Genomic DNA, 14,222 nt, shown 5'->3' with positions numbered 1-14,222 from the left:
GCGGCCCGCGCCCTGCTGAGGTCGCCCGGGCGGCAGAGGGCACCCGCCCCGGCCGGTCGGCGGTCGCCGGTTTCCCCGCCTGCGCCCGGACAGACCTGTGGCCCGGTGCGGTGTCCGCACCGGGCCACAGGTCCTTGGGAAGGGGCTGTGCCTAGCAGCCGAGCAGGCGGCTGCCGAGGTAGCTCTGGATCTGGTCCAGGGAGACGCGCTCCTGCTTCATGGTGTCGCGCTCGCGCACGGTCACCGCGTTGTCGTCCAGGGTGTCGAAGTCGACGGTGACGCAGAACGGGGTACCGATCTCGTCCTGGCGGCGGTAGCGGCGGCCGATGGCGCCCGCGTCGTCGAACTCGATGTTCCAGTTCTTGCGCAGGTCGGCGGCCAGCCCCTTGGCCTTCGGCGACAGCTGCGCGTTGCGGGACAGCGGCAGCACGGCGACCTTGATGGGCGCCAGGCGCGGGTCGAAGCGCATCACGGTGCGCTTCTCCATGGCGCCCTTGGCGTTCGGGGCCTCGTCCTCGTTGTACGCGTCGAGCATGAAGGCGAGCATCGCGCGGTTGACACCGGCGGCGGGCTCGATGACGTACGGGGTGTAGCGCTCACCGGACTCCTGGTCGAGGTAGGTGAGGTTCTGGCCGGAGGCGGCCGAGTGCGCCTTCAGGTCGAAGTCGGTGCGGTTGGCCACACCCTCGAGCTCGGAGAACTCGTTGCCGCCGAAGTTGAAGCGGTACTCGATGTCGGCGGTGCGCTTCGAGTAGTGGGACAGCTTCTCCTTCGGGTGCTCGTACCAGCGGATGTTCTCCTCGCGGATGCCGAGGCCGCGGTACCAGTTCCAGCGCTCCGCCATCCAGTACTCCTGCCACTGCTCGTCCTCGCCCGGCTTGACGAAGAACTCCATCTCCATCTGCTCGAACTCGCGGGTGCGGAAGATGAAGTTGCCGGGCGTGATCTCGTTGCGGAAGGACTTGCCCATCTGCGCGATGCCGAACGGCGGCTTCTTGCGCGAGGTGGTCTGGACCTGGGCGAAGTTGGTGAAGATGCCCTGCGCGGTCTCGGGGCGCAGGTACGCCTTGGAACCGGTGTCCTGGGTCGGGCCGAGGTGGGTCTCCAGCATGCCGGAGAACTGCTTGGGCTCGGTGAACTGGCCCTTCACACCGCAGTTGGGGCAGTTGACGTCGGCGAGACCGTTGGCGGGCACGCGGCCGTGCTTGGCCTCGTACGCCTCTTCCAGGTGGTCCGCACGGTGACGCTTGTGACAGGAGGTGCACTCGGTCAGCGGGTCGGAGAAGGTCGCGACGTGGCCCGAGGCCACCCAGACCTCCGGCGCCAGGATCACGGACGAGTCGATACCGACGATGTCCTCACGCCCGGTGACCATCGCCTTCCACCACTGGCGCTTGATGTTCTCCTTGAGCTCGACACCGAGCGGGCCGTAGTCCCAGGCGGCCTTGGAGCCGCCGTAGATCTCACTGCACGGGAAAACGAAGCCACGGCGCTTGCTCAGGCTGACGATGGTTTCGATCTTGTCGGCGGCCACGGTGCTCTCTTCATTACGAGGACGAACGGCGAATGCCTCAGGTTACCGGCGCCCGCACCCCCCCTTTCAAATCGGATCCCCCTCTCCGGGCCCGCCCACACCCCTCCCACCAGGGTTTTTGACAACCGTTTCCATTTTTGATGAAAATGGATGTCATGAACGTACGACGCCTGATACCCGCCGCCGCCCTCGCAGGAGCCGTCGCCCTCGGCGCCACGGCCCTCACCGCCTGCTCCGGAGCCGGGGCCGGGGATGCCGCCGCCGGTTCCGGTTCCGCCGGCGCGGACGGCAAGCTCGACGTGACGGCGTCGTTCTACCCGATGCAGTTCCTCGCCGAGCAGATCGGCAAGGACCACGTGAAGGTCACCACCCTCACCAAGCCCGGGGTCGAGCCGCACGACCTGGAGATCACCCCGAGGCAGACCGCGCAGCTCGCCGAGTCCGATGTGGTCGTCTACCTCAAGTCCCTGCAGCCCGCCGTCGACAAGGCCGTCGCCCAGTCCGGCGTGAAGAACGTCGTCGACGCCGCCACCCTCACCGCGCTCGAGGCCCACGCCGCCTCCGGCCACGACCACGAGGCCGAGGCAGGAGCGGGTCACGACGACCACGGCCACGGCGAGGCCGGCGGGGACCCGCACGTCTGGCTCGACCCCGCCAAGTACGCGGAGATCGCCAAGGGCGTCGGCGCGGCCCTGGCCGAGTCCGACCCCGGCCACGCCGCGGATTACCGCAAGAACACCGACGAGCTCGTCGCCAAGCTCACCGCGCTGGACACCGAGTTCAAGGACGGCCTGGCCAACACGGCCGGCAAGACCTTCATCACCACCCACGCCGCCTTCGGCTACCTCGCCGAGCGCTACGGTCTGGAGCAGGAGGGCATCTCCGGCGTCGACCCCGAGTCCGAGCCCAGCCCCGCCCGGATGAAGGAGCTCCAGGAGATCGCGCGGAAGGACAACGTCTCCACCGTGTTCTTCGAGACCCTGGCCAGTGACAAGACGGCAAAGAGCCTCGCCGGGGACACCGGCCTGAAGACCGATGTCCTCGACCCGCTCGAGGGAATCACCGACACGTCCCAGGGCGCTGACTACTTCGAGGTCATGCGGTCCAACCTGAAGAACCTCCAGAAGGCGCTCGGAGCCAAGTAGATGACAGCAGCAGTTACGGAGGCGCGAGCCATGCAGTCCTTGCCCCGGCAGACAGCTGATCAGCCCGTCATATCCCTGCGCGGGGCCACGGCCTCGCTCGGCTCGCGCCCCGTGCTGCGCGGCGTCGACCTCACCGTCCGCCCCGGTGAGGTCGTCGCGCTGCTCGGGGCCAACGGCTCCGGCAAGTCCACGGCCGTCCGCGCGATCGTCGGCCAGGTCCCCCTCACCGACGGCTCGCTGTCGCTCTTCGGCACGGACCTGAGGCGCTTTCGCGACTGGGCGCGCATCGGGTACGTGCCGCAGCGCACCACCGCCGCCGGCGGCGTCCCGGCCACCGTCCGCGAGGTCGTCTCCTCCGGCCGGCTGGCCCGCAGCCGCTTCGGCCTGCTGCGCAAGGCCGACAGGGCCGCCGTCGACCGCGCGCTGGCCCTGGTGGACATGGACGGGTACGCCGACGCCTCCGTGGGCGCCCTCTCCGGCGGTCAGCACCAGCGGGTGCTCATCGCCCGGGCGCTCGCCGGCGAGCCGGAGCTGCTGCTCATGGACGAGCCGATGGCCGGTGTCGACCTCGCCAACCAGGAGGTCCTGGCCACGGCCCTGCGCGAGCAGGTCGCCGTCGGCAGCACCGTCCTGCTCGTCCTGCACGAACTGGGACCGCTGGAGCCGCTGATCGACCGGGCCGTCGTGCTGCGGGACGGCTGCGTCGTCCACGACGGCCCGCCCCCGCAGGCCGTGGGCCAGCACGCGCTGCCCGGTCACGACCACGTACACCCCCACGCGGCGCACGGCGCCGAGCCTCTGCGGACGGGACTGCTGAGCTGATGGACCTCTTCGACCACGCCTTCATGCAGCGGGCGCTGATCGCCGCCGCCCTGGTGGGCGTCACGGCGCCCGCCATCGGCACGTACCTGGTCCAGCGCCGCCAGGCGGTCATGGGCGACGGCCTGGGCCATGTCGCCATGACCGGTGTCGCCCTCGGCTTCGTGCTCAACGCCAGCCCGGTGTGGATGGCCACCCTGGTCGCCGTCGTGGGCGCCGTCGGCATGGAGCTGATCCGCTCCCGGGGCAGGACCAGCGGCGACGTCGCCCTCGCGATGCTCTTCTACGGCGGCCTCGCGGGCGGCGTAATGATCATCAACGTGGGCGGCGGCTCGACGACCAACCTGCTCAGCGCCATGTTCGGCTCGATCACCACCGTCGCCGCCGAGGACGTCACGGCGATGGCGATCCTCGCCGCCTTCGTCCTCGCCGTGACCGTCGGGCTGCGCCGGCAGCTGTTCGCCGTCTGCCAGGACGAGGAGTTCGCGAAGGTCACGGGCCTTCCGGTGCGCGCCCTGAACCTGCTGATGGCGGTCACCGCCGCCGTCACCGTCACGGTCGCGATGCGCATCGTCGGCCTGCTGCTGGTCAGCGCCATGATGGTGATCCCGGTCGCCGCCGCCCAGCGCCTCACCCGCGGGTTCGCGGCCACCCTGGGCCTGGCCGTCGCCATCAGCCTGGCCGTCTCGCTGACCGGCACCGCCACCACCTACTACGTCAACGCCCCCTCGGGTGCCATGATCGTGCTGCTCGCCATCGCCGTGTTCATGGCACTGACCGCGCTGTCCGCCCCGCTGGCCCGGCGCCGGGCCAGAGCCTCGGTGGCGGCGGAAGAGGTCTGCACCGGGGACGATGTGAAGGTCTAGCGGGCTGGCACAATGGCCGCAGGCCGATACGAGGAGGAACCGGTGGCGACTGCGCCTGGCGAGACGAATGCCGCGCCAGTACGAGGACGATCCACCCGGCAGCGGGCCGCCGTGGCGGCGGCGCTGGACGAGGTGGACGAGTTCCGCAGTGCCCAGGAACTCCACGACATGCTCAAGCACCGCGGTGATTCCGTGGGCCTGACCACGGTGTACCGCACCCTCCAGTCGCTCGCGGACGCCGGCGAGGTCGACGTCCTGCGCACCAGCGACGGCGAGTCCGTCTACCGGCGCTGCTCCACGGAGGACCACCACCACCACCTGGTCTGCCGCAAGTGCGGCAAGGCGGTGGAGGTGGAGGGCCCGGCCGTGGAGAAGTGGGCCGAGTCCATCGCGGCCGAGCACGGCTTCGTGAACGTGGCCCACACCGTGGAGATCTTCGGCACCTGCGCCGACTGCGCGGCCACCGCTTAGAGGCCGGCTCGGGTTCCGGTCCGGGACCACTCGAGCCGGCCGACCTCGGCCGGTCCTGAGCCGCCCCGCTGCGGGAGGCCCGGCGCCGCCCCGCAGGGCCGGCAGCGGGAGCCCGGCGGCGCACCCGCACCGACCCCCGCTGCCTGCGCCGGCCGGGTTCAGCCGGCGGGCGCCTCGGGCTGGTTGGGGACGGCGCCGCCGAAGCGGCGGTCGCGCTGGGCGTACTCCAGGCATGCCTGCCAGAGGTTGCGCCGGTCGAAGTCCGGCCACAGCACGTCCTGGAAGACCATCTCGGCGTACGCGCTCTGCCAGAGCAGGTAGTTGGAGGTGCGCTGCTCGCCGCTCGGCCGCAGGAACAGGTCCACGTCCGGCATGTCCGGGTAGTACATGTACTTGGCGAAGGTCTTCTCGTTGACCTTCGACGGGTCCAGCCGGCCCGCCGCCACGTCCCGCGCGATGGCCTGCGCCGCGTCGGCGATCTCCGCCCGGCCGCCGTAGTTCACGCAGAAGTACAGGGTCATCGCGTCGTTGTCGACGGTCTGCTCCTGGGCCACCTGGAGCTCCTGGACGACCGACTTCCACATCTTCGGCATGCGGCCGACCCAGCGGATGCGGATGCCCAGCTCGTTCATCTCGTCGCGGCGGCGCCGGATGACGTCGCGGTTGAAGTTCATCAGGAAGCGGACCTCGTCGGGCGAGCGCTTCCAGTTCTCCGTCGAGAAGGCGTACAGGGACAGGTTCTTGACGCCCATCTCCAGGCAGCCCTTGAGCACGTCGAGCACGACGCCCTCGCCGACCTTGTGGCCCTCGGTGCGCGGCAGTCCGCGCTCCTTGGCCCAGCGGCCGTTGCCGTCCATGACGACCGCGACGTGGTTCGGCACCAGCTCGCCGGGGATCCTCGGCGGCCGCTCACCGGACGGGTGCGGCTCGGGAACCTTGTACTCGCGGCGAGAGCGTCCCAGAATCCCGCGTCGTGCCATGTGCCCAGCTCCTATTTCTCGACGTATCGCAGGGAGCGTAGCCCGCGCTCCAGATGCCAGTGCAAATAGGCCGAGACCAGCCCGCTGCCCTCGCGCACGTGGCGCGCCTCGCACGCGTCGGCGTGGTTCCAGTCGCCGGTCAGCAGGGCGCTGAGCAGGGCGATGGCCTCGGACGAGGGTACGACGCTGCCGGGCACCCGGCAGTCCCCGCACACCACCCCGCCCGCCGCGACGGAGAAGTGCCGGTTGGGCCCGTGGATCCCGCACTTCGCGCAGTCCTGGAAGCTGGGCGCGTAGCCGTTGACGGCGAGGGAGCGCAGCAGGAACGCGTCGAGGATGAGGTGGGGTTCGTGTTCGCCGCGGGAGAGCGTGCGCAGGGCGCCGACGAGCAGCAGGTACTGCTGCACCGCGGGTTCGCCCTCGTTCTCGGTGAAGCGCTCGGCGGTCTCCAGCATGGCGGTGCCGGCGGTGTAGCGGGGGTAGTCGGTGACGATACCGTTGCCGTACGGAGCGATGATCTCGGTCTGGGTGCAGAGCGGCAGGCTGCGCCCGACCAGCTCGGAGCCCCGGGCGAAGAACTGCACGTCCGCGTGGGAGAAAGGTTCCAGCCCGGCGCCGAACTTGGACTTCGTACGCCGCACTCCGCGGGCGACCGCCCGCACCCTGCCGTGGCCGCGGGTCAGCAGCGTGATGATGCGGTCCGCCTCACCCAGCTTCTGGGTGCGCAGCACGATGCCGTCGTCGCGGAACAGACTCATGCGCCCATTGTCTCCCGCGCCGGGGACAGCGACGGCCCCCCGCCCGGACAGGAGTCCGCACGGGGGGCCGGCACCCCTTGGGAGGATCAGGGGGCGGGGGTCTGCGCCCCGTCGGCTGCCACGGCCTTCTCGGGCTGAGCGGCCTGCCCGGGGTGGTCGGCCTTCTCGGGCTGAGCGGTCTGCTCGGCGTGGTCGGCGTGCTCCGACCCCCCGGCCTTCCCGGCCACGTCCGGCCGCTCCGCACCGTCCGGCCCCTCCGCACGGTCGGCCGTCTCGGGCTGCCGGGAGTCGTCCGCCTTCTCCGCGCCCGCCGGAGCCGCCGCCGACTGGGCGGGCAGCCCGACCACCGGGACCTCCGAAACCACCGGAACCTCGTCCTTGGCCAGGCCGTTGAAGATCAGGTTGAGGACGATGGCGGCCGTGGCACCGAGGGTGACACCGCTGTTGAGCAGCGAGGACAGGTCCGCGTCCATGTGCTGGGTGAAGAACACCGGGACGGTCGCGGGGAGCAGGGCGAAGGCGAGGGAGACGCCCACGATCAGGGCGTTCTTCTCCTCCTTCAGGTCCACCTTGCCCAGGGTCTGGATACCGGCGAGGGCGACCATGGCGAACATGACCGTCGCGGCGCCGCCGAGGACTCCGTGCGGGACGGCCGCGACGATCGCGGCGGCCTTGGGCAGCAGACCCAGGATGATCATGAAGACACCGGCGGCCACGACCACGAACCGGCTCTTGACCTTGGTCATCCTCACCAGGCCGACGTTCTCGGCGAAGGCGACGTAGGGGAAGGAGTTGAGGACACCGCCGAGGGCGGTCGCCGCGCCGTCGGCGCGCAGGGCGCGGGCCACGGTCTCGCTGTCGACGTCCTTGCCGACGATGTCGCCGACCGCGTAGGTGTCACCGGTCGTCTCGACCATGGTGATCAGCATGACGATCAGCATCAGCACGATCGGGAACCACTCGAACTTCGGGACGCCGAAGTGGAAGGGGGTGGTGACGCCGATCCAGCCGGACTGGCCGACACCGCCGAACTTCGCGTCCCCGAGGAGGAACGCGACCGCCGTGCCGGCGACCAGGCCGACGAGGATCGAGATGCTGGAGAGGAAGGGCTTGCCGAGCTTCATCAGGATGAGGATGAAGAGCATCGTGCCGCCGGCGTAGGCGAAGTGCTTGGGGTCGCCGAAGTCGGGGCTGCCGAGTCCGCCCGCCGCGTCGTTGAGGCCGACCGGGATCAGGACGATGCCGAGGACCGTGATGACGGTGCCGGTGACGACGGGCGGGAAGAGCCGCATCACCGTGCGGAACGCCTTCGCGGGCAGCCAGGCGAAGGCGAAGGTCGCGATGCCGGCGGTGATGACCGCGCCGTAGATGACCAGCAGCGCCGCGGTTCCGCCGCCCGCGCCGAGGCCGATGGCGATCATCGGGGAGACCGCGGTGAAGGTCACGCCCTGGATCAGCGGCAGCCGGGCGCCGATCCGGCCGATGCCCCAGGCCTGGATGATCGAGGCGATACCGCAGGTGAAGAGGTCCGCGTTGATCAGGTAGACCAGCTGCTCAGGGCTCAGCTTCAGCGCGTTGCCGACGATGATCGGAACGATCACCGCGCCGGCGTAGAACGCGAGTACGTGCTGGAAGCCGTACAGCGCGAGCTTGGGGAGGGGGAGCACCTCGTCGACCGGGTGGGTGCTCTGCTGTCCGTCGTCGGAAAGCCGGGCGGCGACACGTGCCATCTCTGCCTTGCCCTTCAAGAGGTGAGGTGAGTGAGAGGAGATCTGGTTGCCCCTGGACGGAGTGGGTCGCTAACCCGTTGGTCCGCCCGGGGTTGTCAGTGCGTTCACGTGGATCGAAGCCCCGGTCTGCCGACTCGGTGGGCCTCTTGGCGTGTGACCGGAATTGAACGCCTGTGAAGGGCCTCACAGATATCGTCGACTTCTACAAACTGTTGATGATCTCTGTACCCAGATCTGTGGGTTTCTCCAGTGGTGATACGCAGGGCGGAGGCGTAAGGGAGGACGGCGCACAGGCGGCCGCTCCGGCTCCGCAGGGGACCAGCCATTCGCCACTGACCTGCGGATTCACCCCGCTCCGAGCGGCGCGTCGACAGCCGTCAGGGGCTCGTTCCAGCCGCCCGAGGGGTGGACGGCCCGGCCGGGGAGTGACCGCCTCCGCGGTTCGGCGGACCGGCGGAAAGCGGCCAGAACGGCCCCGCGTGGCCGGATCGTTACGCGTGGAGCGCCCTTTTCGGCCCACTCCGTGGACAGCGGGGCGGCACCGGCCGTATCGAGGGCCGGTGCCGGCGGGTGGGCGGGAGCCGGGCTACGGCGCGCGCACCGCCGACAGCAGCCTGGCCACCTCGTCCGCGTCGATGCGCAGCGCCGCCCCCACGGTGGAGAGCACCTCGCGTTCGGCCGGGAGGTACGGGCCGTCCGCGAGCGCGATCCGCGCGCCCTGGAGCAGGATCGACTCGCGGCCGGGGCCCGCCAGGTGCGGGGCCAGCGGCTCCAGCGCCTCGTGGAGCTCGATCGACAGCGCCGCCCCGCAGCACTCCGGGACGCCGTAGAGCCCGAGCCGCCCCTCCTCGGTGGACAGCGCCTCCACGAGGGACTCCAGCTGCTCCTCGGTGCATTCGGGGAAGCCCGCGTCCCGTACGGCGCCCACGGCGGCCTCCAGCACGCTGCGCGAGCCCGTCCCGCCCGCGGCGAGCACGGCCAGCGCCACGGTGTGCACGGCGTCGCGCAGCATGGCGGTGAAGCGGGTGGTGGTGAGCTGGTCCAGGACCTCGGTGGCGAAGCGCTCCCGGCAGCCCTGGCACTCCACGACCGGTCCGGCGCTGCCGCGCGGCACCATCGGCACGCCGAGGACGGTGAAGCGGTGGCGCCCTGTCCGCTTGCGGTAGTTGCGGTCCCCACCGCAGGCGGGGCAGAAGAACTCCCCGTCGCCCACGGTGCTCCAGGTGGTGCGGATGCCCCAGACCGTCAGCTTCCGGCCGTCCCCACCCCGAACTGGCAGCACGTCGCACCTCCGTCACCGTCCGGCAGCATCGCCGGTTGGCGTGATGTTAGCCACATCGGTGAGGATGCGTCAGTCGTGTGACCGGACAAGATGTCGCCGGACGCGGACTTGGCCGATCTGCGCCCCCGTGATACCCGTGCCGGGACCGGCCCGCGGCGGCGGAAGCCCGCTCCTGCGGCCGCGGGAGCGGGCTTCCCGTACGAGCGGTCAGCGGCCCGCGCGGTTGACGGCGGAGATGACCGCCTTCAGGGAGGCGCGGGTGGTGTTGGCGTCGATGCCGATGCCCCACAGGACCCGGCCGTCGATCGCGCACTCGATGTAGGAGGCGGCGACGGCGGAGGCGCCCTCGCTCATGGTGTGCTCGGTGTAGTCCAGCAGGCGGGCGTCCACGCCGATGCCGGCCAGCGCGTCGAAGAAGGCCGAGATCGGACCGTTGCCGGTGCCGCTCAGGACCGTCTCCACGCCGTCGACGACCGCCTCGACGGTCAGCGTGTCCGTGCCGTCCTTGTCGGTGGCCGTGGAGCCCGAGCGCAGCTGGACGCGGCCCCACGGGTTGTCGGGGTTGGGCAGGTACTCGTCGCAGAACACCTCCCAGATGGCCTTCGGGGTGACCTCGCCGCCCTCGGCGTCGGTCTTGGCCTGGATGATCCGGGAGAACTCGATCTGCATGCGGCGCGGCAGGTCCAGCTTGTGGTCGTTCTTCAGGACGTAGGCGATGCCGCCCTTGCCGGACTGGGAGTTGACCCGGATGACCGCCTCGTAGGAGCGGCCGACGTCCTTGGGGTCGATCGGCAGGTAGGGAACCGCCCACTCGATGTCGTCCACGGTCTTGCCGGCGGCGGCCGCGTCGGCCTCCATGGCGTCGAAGCCCTTCTTGATGGCGTCCTGGTGGGAGCCGGAGAAGGCGGTGTAGACCAGGTCGCCCGCGTAGGGGTGGCGCGGGTGGACCTCCATCTGGTTGCAGTACTCGCTGGTGCGGCGGATCTCGTCGATCTGCGAGAAGTCGATCTGCGGGTCGATGCCCTGGGAGAACAGGTTCATGCCCAGGGTGATCAGGTCGACGTTGCCGGTGCGCTCGCCCTGGCCGAACAGGCAGCCCTCGATGCGGTCGGCGCCGGCCATCAGGGCCAGCTCGGCGGCGGCGACGGCGGTGCCCCGGTCGTTGTGCGGGTGCACGGAGATGCAGATGTGCTCGCGGCGGGTCAGGTGGCGGGCCATCCACTCGAAGCGGTCCGCGTGGGTGGAGGGCGTCGAGCGCTCCACGGTGGCGGGCAGGTTGAGGATGATCTCCCGGCCCGCGGCCGGCTGCCAGACGTCGCAGACGGCCTCGCAGACCTCCAGGGCGAAGTCCAGCTCGGTGTCGGTGAAGATCTCCGGGCTGTACTGGTAACCGAAGACGGTCTCGGGGCCCAGCAGCTTCTCCGCGTACTCCATGACCAGGCGGGTGCCGTCGACGGCGATCTGCTTGATCTGCTCCTTGGTCCCGCGGAAGACGACCCGGCGGAAGGTGGGGGCGGTCGCGTTGTACAGGTGCACGGTGGCGCGCTTGGCGCCGACCAGGGACTCCACGGTCCGCTCGATCAGGTCCTCGCGGGCCTGGGTCAGTACGGAGATGGTGACGTCGTCCGGGATCGCGCCCTCTTCGATGATGGAGCGCACGAAGGCGAAGTCGGTCTCGCCGGAGGACGGGAAGCCGACCTCGATTTCCTTGTAGCCCATGCGCACCAGCAGGTCGAACATCTCGCGCTTGCGGGCGGGGGTCATCGGGTCGATCAGCGACTGGTTGCCGTCACGCAGGTCGGTGGACAGCCAGCGGGGGGCCTTGGTGACCCGGGCGTCCGGCCACGTGCGGTCCGGGATCTCCACCTGCTCGTAGAAGCCGTACTTGTGGATCGGCATCCCGGAGGGGCGCTGGGTGTGGGTCGCGTTCGTGATGGGCGTGGGGCGACCGATGAAGGGCTGCTGGCTCATGGCGTGGGGCTCCTCGCGTGTCCGCGGTAGTTCGCTGGGACGGCCGACGGCGGTCGCAAGAACCGCAGCACCGAACTCCGCGGGGAGGGGGCCGGCCTACGACTACAGACCCTCGCCGCGGCAGCTAAGGAGAAGCAGCCCGAAACGCATGATGGGCCGAGCCTAGCCGAGCCGCGCCGTAACGCGAGGACCTGTTCCAGTATGCAAGACCGGTGGGCCCGATTTGTAATGAATGCACACAAAGCCTATCTGCTAACGAAAAGTCCGTTCGATCCGTCAACCCCCCGCCACCCCCTTCAGACAAGTGAATGAATCATGGTCGCACCTGGTGACATAACCATGACGCACTGTCACAGTGCCGGGCATGGATGCCTCCCGTGCCCCCCGCCACCCCGTCTTCTGCACCGTCGTACCCCCGCACCTCCTGGACCGGATCGCCCTCTCCCGGGACCCCCGGCGCGCCCGTGCCGCCCTGAGCACCCTGGAGCGCGACTCCCTCCTGCGCACGCGTCGCCGGGTCACCACGGTGCAGGGGCTCGCCCCCGCCCCGGACGCCCCCGCCTCCACGTCCGCCTCCCCTTCCGTCTCCGAGGAGCCGGACCGCACCGTCTACGACGCACAGCACCGCACCCGGCTGCCCGGCACGAAGGTGCGCGCGGAGGGCGACCCCGCGGGCCAGGACGCCACCGTCAACCGGGCGTACGCCGGGCTCGGCGCGACCTTCGAGCTCTTCCTGAAGGGCTTCGGGAGGCACTCGATCGACGACGCCGGGCTGGCCCTGGACGCGACGGTCCACTACGGCGAGGACTACAACAACGCCTTCTGGGACGGCCGCCAGATGGTCTTCGGCGACGGGGACGGGGACCTCTTCCTCGACTTCACGGTGTCCCTCGACGTCATCGGACACGAACTGGCCCACGGCGTCACGCAGTACACGGCGAACCTGGAGTACTACGGGCAGTCCGGAGCTCTCAACGAGTCGATGTCCGACGTCTTCGGCTCGCTGATCAAGCAGTACTCCCTCGGTCAGACGGCGCAGGAGGCGGACTGGCTGATCGGGGCGGGGCTGCTCGGTCCCGCCGTCGACAGCGGCCAGGCCCTGCGGTCGATGAAGGCACCCGGGACCGCGTACGAGGACGACGAGCTCGGCAAGGACCCGCAGCCCGCGACGATGGACGACTACGTGCGGACCTCCCGCGACAACGGCGGTGTGCACATCAACTCCGGCATCCCCAACCACGCCTTCTACGTGCTGGCGACCGAGCTGGGCGGCAAGGCATGGGAGCGGGCCGGGCGGATCTGGTACGACACCCTGACCGGCGGGGAGCTGGCGGCGGACGCCGACTTCGCGGACTTCGCCCGGCTGACCGCGGCGGCGGCCGTGAGCCGGTTCGGGGAAGCGGGCGACGAGCACCGGGCCGTCCAGAAGGCGTGGTCGACGGTGGGCGTCCCGCTGGGCGGGTAGACCGTCCCCATGGTGATCGAAGTGGTCAGGACGGGCGGTTTCGCGGGCATCGAGCGCCGGGCCGAGGTGGACACCTCGGGCCGGCCCGACGAGGCCGAGTGGCGGGCCCTGGCCCGGTCGGCGCTGCGAGCCGTCCCGCCCGGCGCCGGCGGCGGACCGGTGCGGGACGGCTTCTCGTACCGGATCACGGTCGACGGGAGCACGCTGTGCTGCCGGGAGCCCGACCTGTCGGACGCCCAGCGGGAGCTGGTCTCGCGGATCCTGAAGGAAGGCGCCTGAGCGGGGGCCGTAACCCGGATGCCCGGACACGGCCCCTTTGCTTGGATGGCCGGATGACCGACCACATGATCGATTCACTGCTGTCCGAGCTGGAGCGCTACTACGACACCGTTCCCCGGGTGGGCGGGGCGCGGGCCGAGGACTTCGGGCCGCTGACCCTGTTCGTCCAGGAGGGCGGGGGCTGGCCGTACTACGCGCGGCCCGCGCTCGACGCCTCCGAGGGGGCCGCGGCCACCGCCGCCGACGTGGAGCGGGTGCTGGCCCGGCAGCGGGAGCTGGGGGTGCCCGAGTCCTTCGAGTGGGTGGCCGAGACCACTCCCTCGCTGCGGGCCGCCGTGGAAGCGGCGGGACTCCACGTGCACGCCCACCCGCTGATGGTCCTGGACGCCGCGGCGGCGGCCGCGGCCGCGCCCGCTCATCCGGACGTACGGCTGCTGAGCGCGGACGACCCGCTGCTCCCGGCGGCGGTGACCGTCCCGGCGCTGGCCTTCGGGGCGCCGGGGACGGCCGTCGGCGAGGCCGGGCCGGAGCAGCTCGCGGAGGCTCTGTCCGGCCCGGAGGCGGCGGAGCGCACGGCGGGGGTGTCCGCGATGATCGCGTCCGGCCGGACCGTCATGGCGGCGGCCGTGCGGGACGGCGTGGTGCTGTGCGCGGGCCAGTACAACCCGGTGGGCGACGTGGCCGAAGTAGTCGGCGTCGGCACGCTGCCGTCCGCCCGGCGCCAGGGCCTGGCCCTCGGGGTGACGGCGGCGCTGGTGGCGCGGGCCCTCGAAAGCGGCGCCCGTACGGTCTTCCTCTCCGCGGGGGACGAGGACGTGGCCCGGGTCTATGGGCGCGCCGGTTTCCGGCGGGTGGCGACGGCACTGATCGCGGAGCCGGCGGCCTGAGGTCCGACGGGTTTGCCGGAATGGCAAGGATATTT

General features: G+C 70.8%; 13 protein-coding genes. 7 read left to right on the top strand and 6 right to left on the bottom strand.

Features of this window, described 5'->3' with window-relative positions; translation table 11 throughout:
- Positions 1-151 precede the first annotated feature (151 nt).
- On the bottom strand, positions 152-1,534 hold the full coding sequence (locus AC07FY_RS00675; RefSeq protein WP_478998729.1) for a glycine--tRNA ligase: 1,383 nt from the start codon (positions 1,532-1,534) through the stop codon (positions 152-154).
- 155 nt (positions 1,535-1,689) lie between these two features.
- On the opposite strand from AC07FY_RS00675, the gene AC07FY_RS00670 reads away from it, so the two are divergent.
- From AC07FY_RS00670 to AC07FY_RS00655, 4 genes are read left to right on the top strand one after another with little or no spacing between them, the layout of a single operon-like run.
- Complete coding sequence (locus tag AC07FY_RS00670) at positions 1,690-2,679, top strand: metal ABC transporter substrate-binding protein (protein WP_478998728.1); 990 nt, start codon at positions 1,690-1,692, stop codon at positions 2,677-2,679.
- A 30-nt stretch (positions 2,680-2,709) separates the two neighbouring features.
- A complete protein-coding gene (locus AC07FY_RS00665) occupies positions 2,710-3,501 on the top strand; it encodes a metal ABC transporter ATP-binding protein (RefSeq protein WP_478998726.1) in 792 nt (263 codons plus the stop codon).
- Complete coding sequence (locus AC07FY_RS00660; RefSeq protein ID WP_478998724.1) at positions 3,501-4,364, top strand: metal ABC transporter permease; 864 nt, start codon at positions 3,501-3,503, stop codon at positions 4,362-4,364. The genes AC07FY_RS00665 and AC07FY_RS00660 overlap by 1 nt, the downstream gene beginning before the upstream one ends.
- A 42-nt stretch (positions 4,365-4,406) precedes the next feature.
- Complete coding sequence (locus AC07FY_RS00655; protein WP_478998722.1) at positions 4,407-4,835, top strand: Fur family transcriptional regulator; 429 nt, start codon at positions 4,407-4,409, stop codon at positions 4,833-4,835.
- A gap of 158 nt (positions 4,836-4,993) precedes the next feature.
- Here the strand turns inward: AC07FY_RS00655 and AC07FY_RS00650 are convergent, their stop codons facing one another.
- The 5 genes from AC07FY_RS00650 to leuA all read right to left on the bottom strand — a co-directional run bounded on the left by AC07FY_RS00650 (position 4,994) and on the right by leuA (position 11,556).
- A complete protein-coding gene (locus tag AC07FY_RS00650) occupies positions 4,994-5,815 on the bottom strand; it encodes an isoprenyl transferase (protein ID WP_478998720.1) in 822 nt (273 codons plus the stop codon).
- Positions 5,816-5,826: 11 nt separating this feature from the next.
- Complete coding sequence (gene recO / locus AC07FY_RS00645) at positions 5,827-6,573, bottom strand: DNA repair protein RecO (protein ID WP_478998718.1); 747 nt, start codon at positions 6,571-6,573, stop codon at positions 5,827-5,829.
- Between the two features lie 86 nt (positions 6,574-6,659).
- Positions 6,660-8,303 (bottom strand): nucleobase:cation symporter-2 family protein, encoded by a 1,644-nt coding sequence (locus AC07FY_RS00640; protein ID WP_478998717.1) that lies wholly within the window; start codon positions 8,301-8,303, stop codon positions 6,660-6,662.
- 586 nt (positions 8,304-8,889) lie between these two features.
- Complete coding sequence (locus AC07FY_RS00635; RefSeq protein ID WP_478998715.1) at positions 8,890-9,585, bottom strand: TerB family tellurite resistance protein; 696 nt, start codon at positions 9,583-9,585, stop codon at positions 8,890-8,892.
- A 207-nt stretch (positions 9,586-9,792) separates the two neighbouring features.
- Positions 9,793-11,556 (bottom strand): 2-isopropylmalate synthase, encoded by a 1,764-nt coding sequence (gene leuA / locus AC07FY_RS00630; RefSeq protein WP_478998714.1) that lies wholly within the window; start codon positions 11,554-11,556, stop codon positions 9,793-9,795.
- A gap of 364 nt (positions 11,557-11,920) precedes the next feature.
- Between leuA and AC07FY_RS00625 the strand changes: the two genes are divergently transcribed.
- Genes AC07FY_RS00625 through AC07FY_RS00615 form a run of 3 tightly spaced genes read left to right on the top strand, consistent with a single transcriptional unit; the run spans position 11,921 to position 14,187 of the window.
- Complete coding sequence (locus tag AC07FY_RS00625) at positions 11,921-13,021, top strand: M4 family metallopeptidase (RefSeq protein WP_478998712.1); 1,101 nt, start codon at positions 11,921-11,923, stop codon at positions 13,019-13,021.
- Between the two features lie 9 nt (positions 13,022-13,030).
- Positions 13,031-13,300, top strand: a complete 270-nt coding sequence (locus AC07FY_RS00620; protein ID WP_478998710.1) for a protealysin inhibitor emfourin — start codon at positions 13,031-13,033, stop codon at positions 13,298-13,300.
- Positions 13,301-13,353: 53 nt separating this feature from the next.
- Entirely contained in the window at positions 13,354-14,187 is an 834-nt protein-coding gene (locus AC07FY_RS00615; RefSeq protein WP_478998708.1) for a GNAT family N-acetyltransferase, read from the top strand.
- Positions 14,188-14,222: the final 35 nt, after the last annotated feature.

This window comes from Streptomyces sp. NPDC045967 (assembly GCF_056430495.1).
This window is presented reverse-complemented; position numbering and strand designations above follow the sequence as displayed.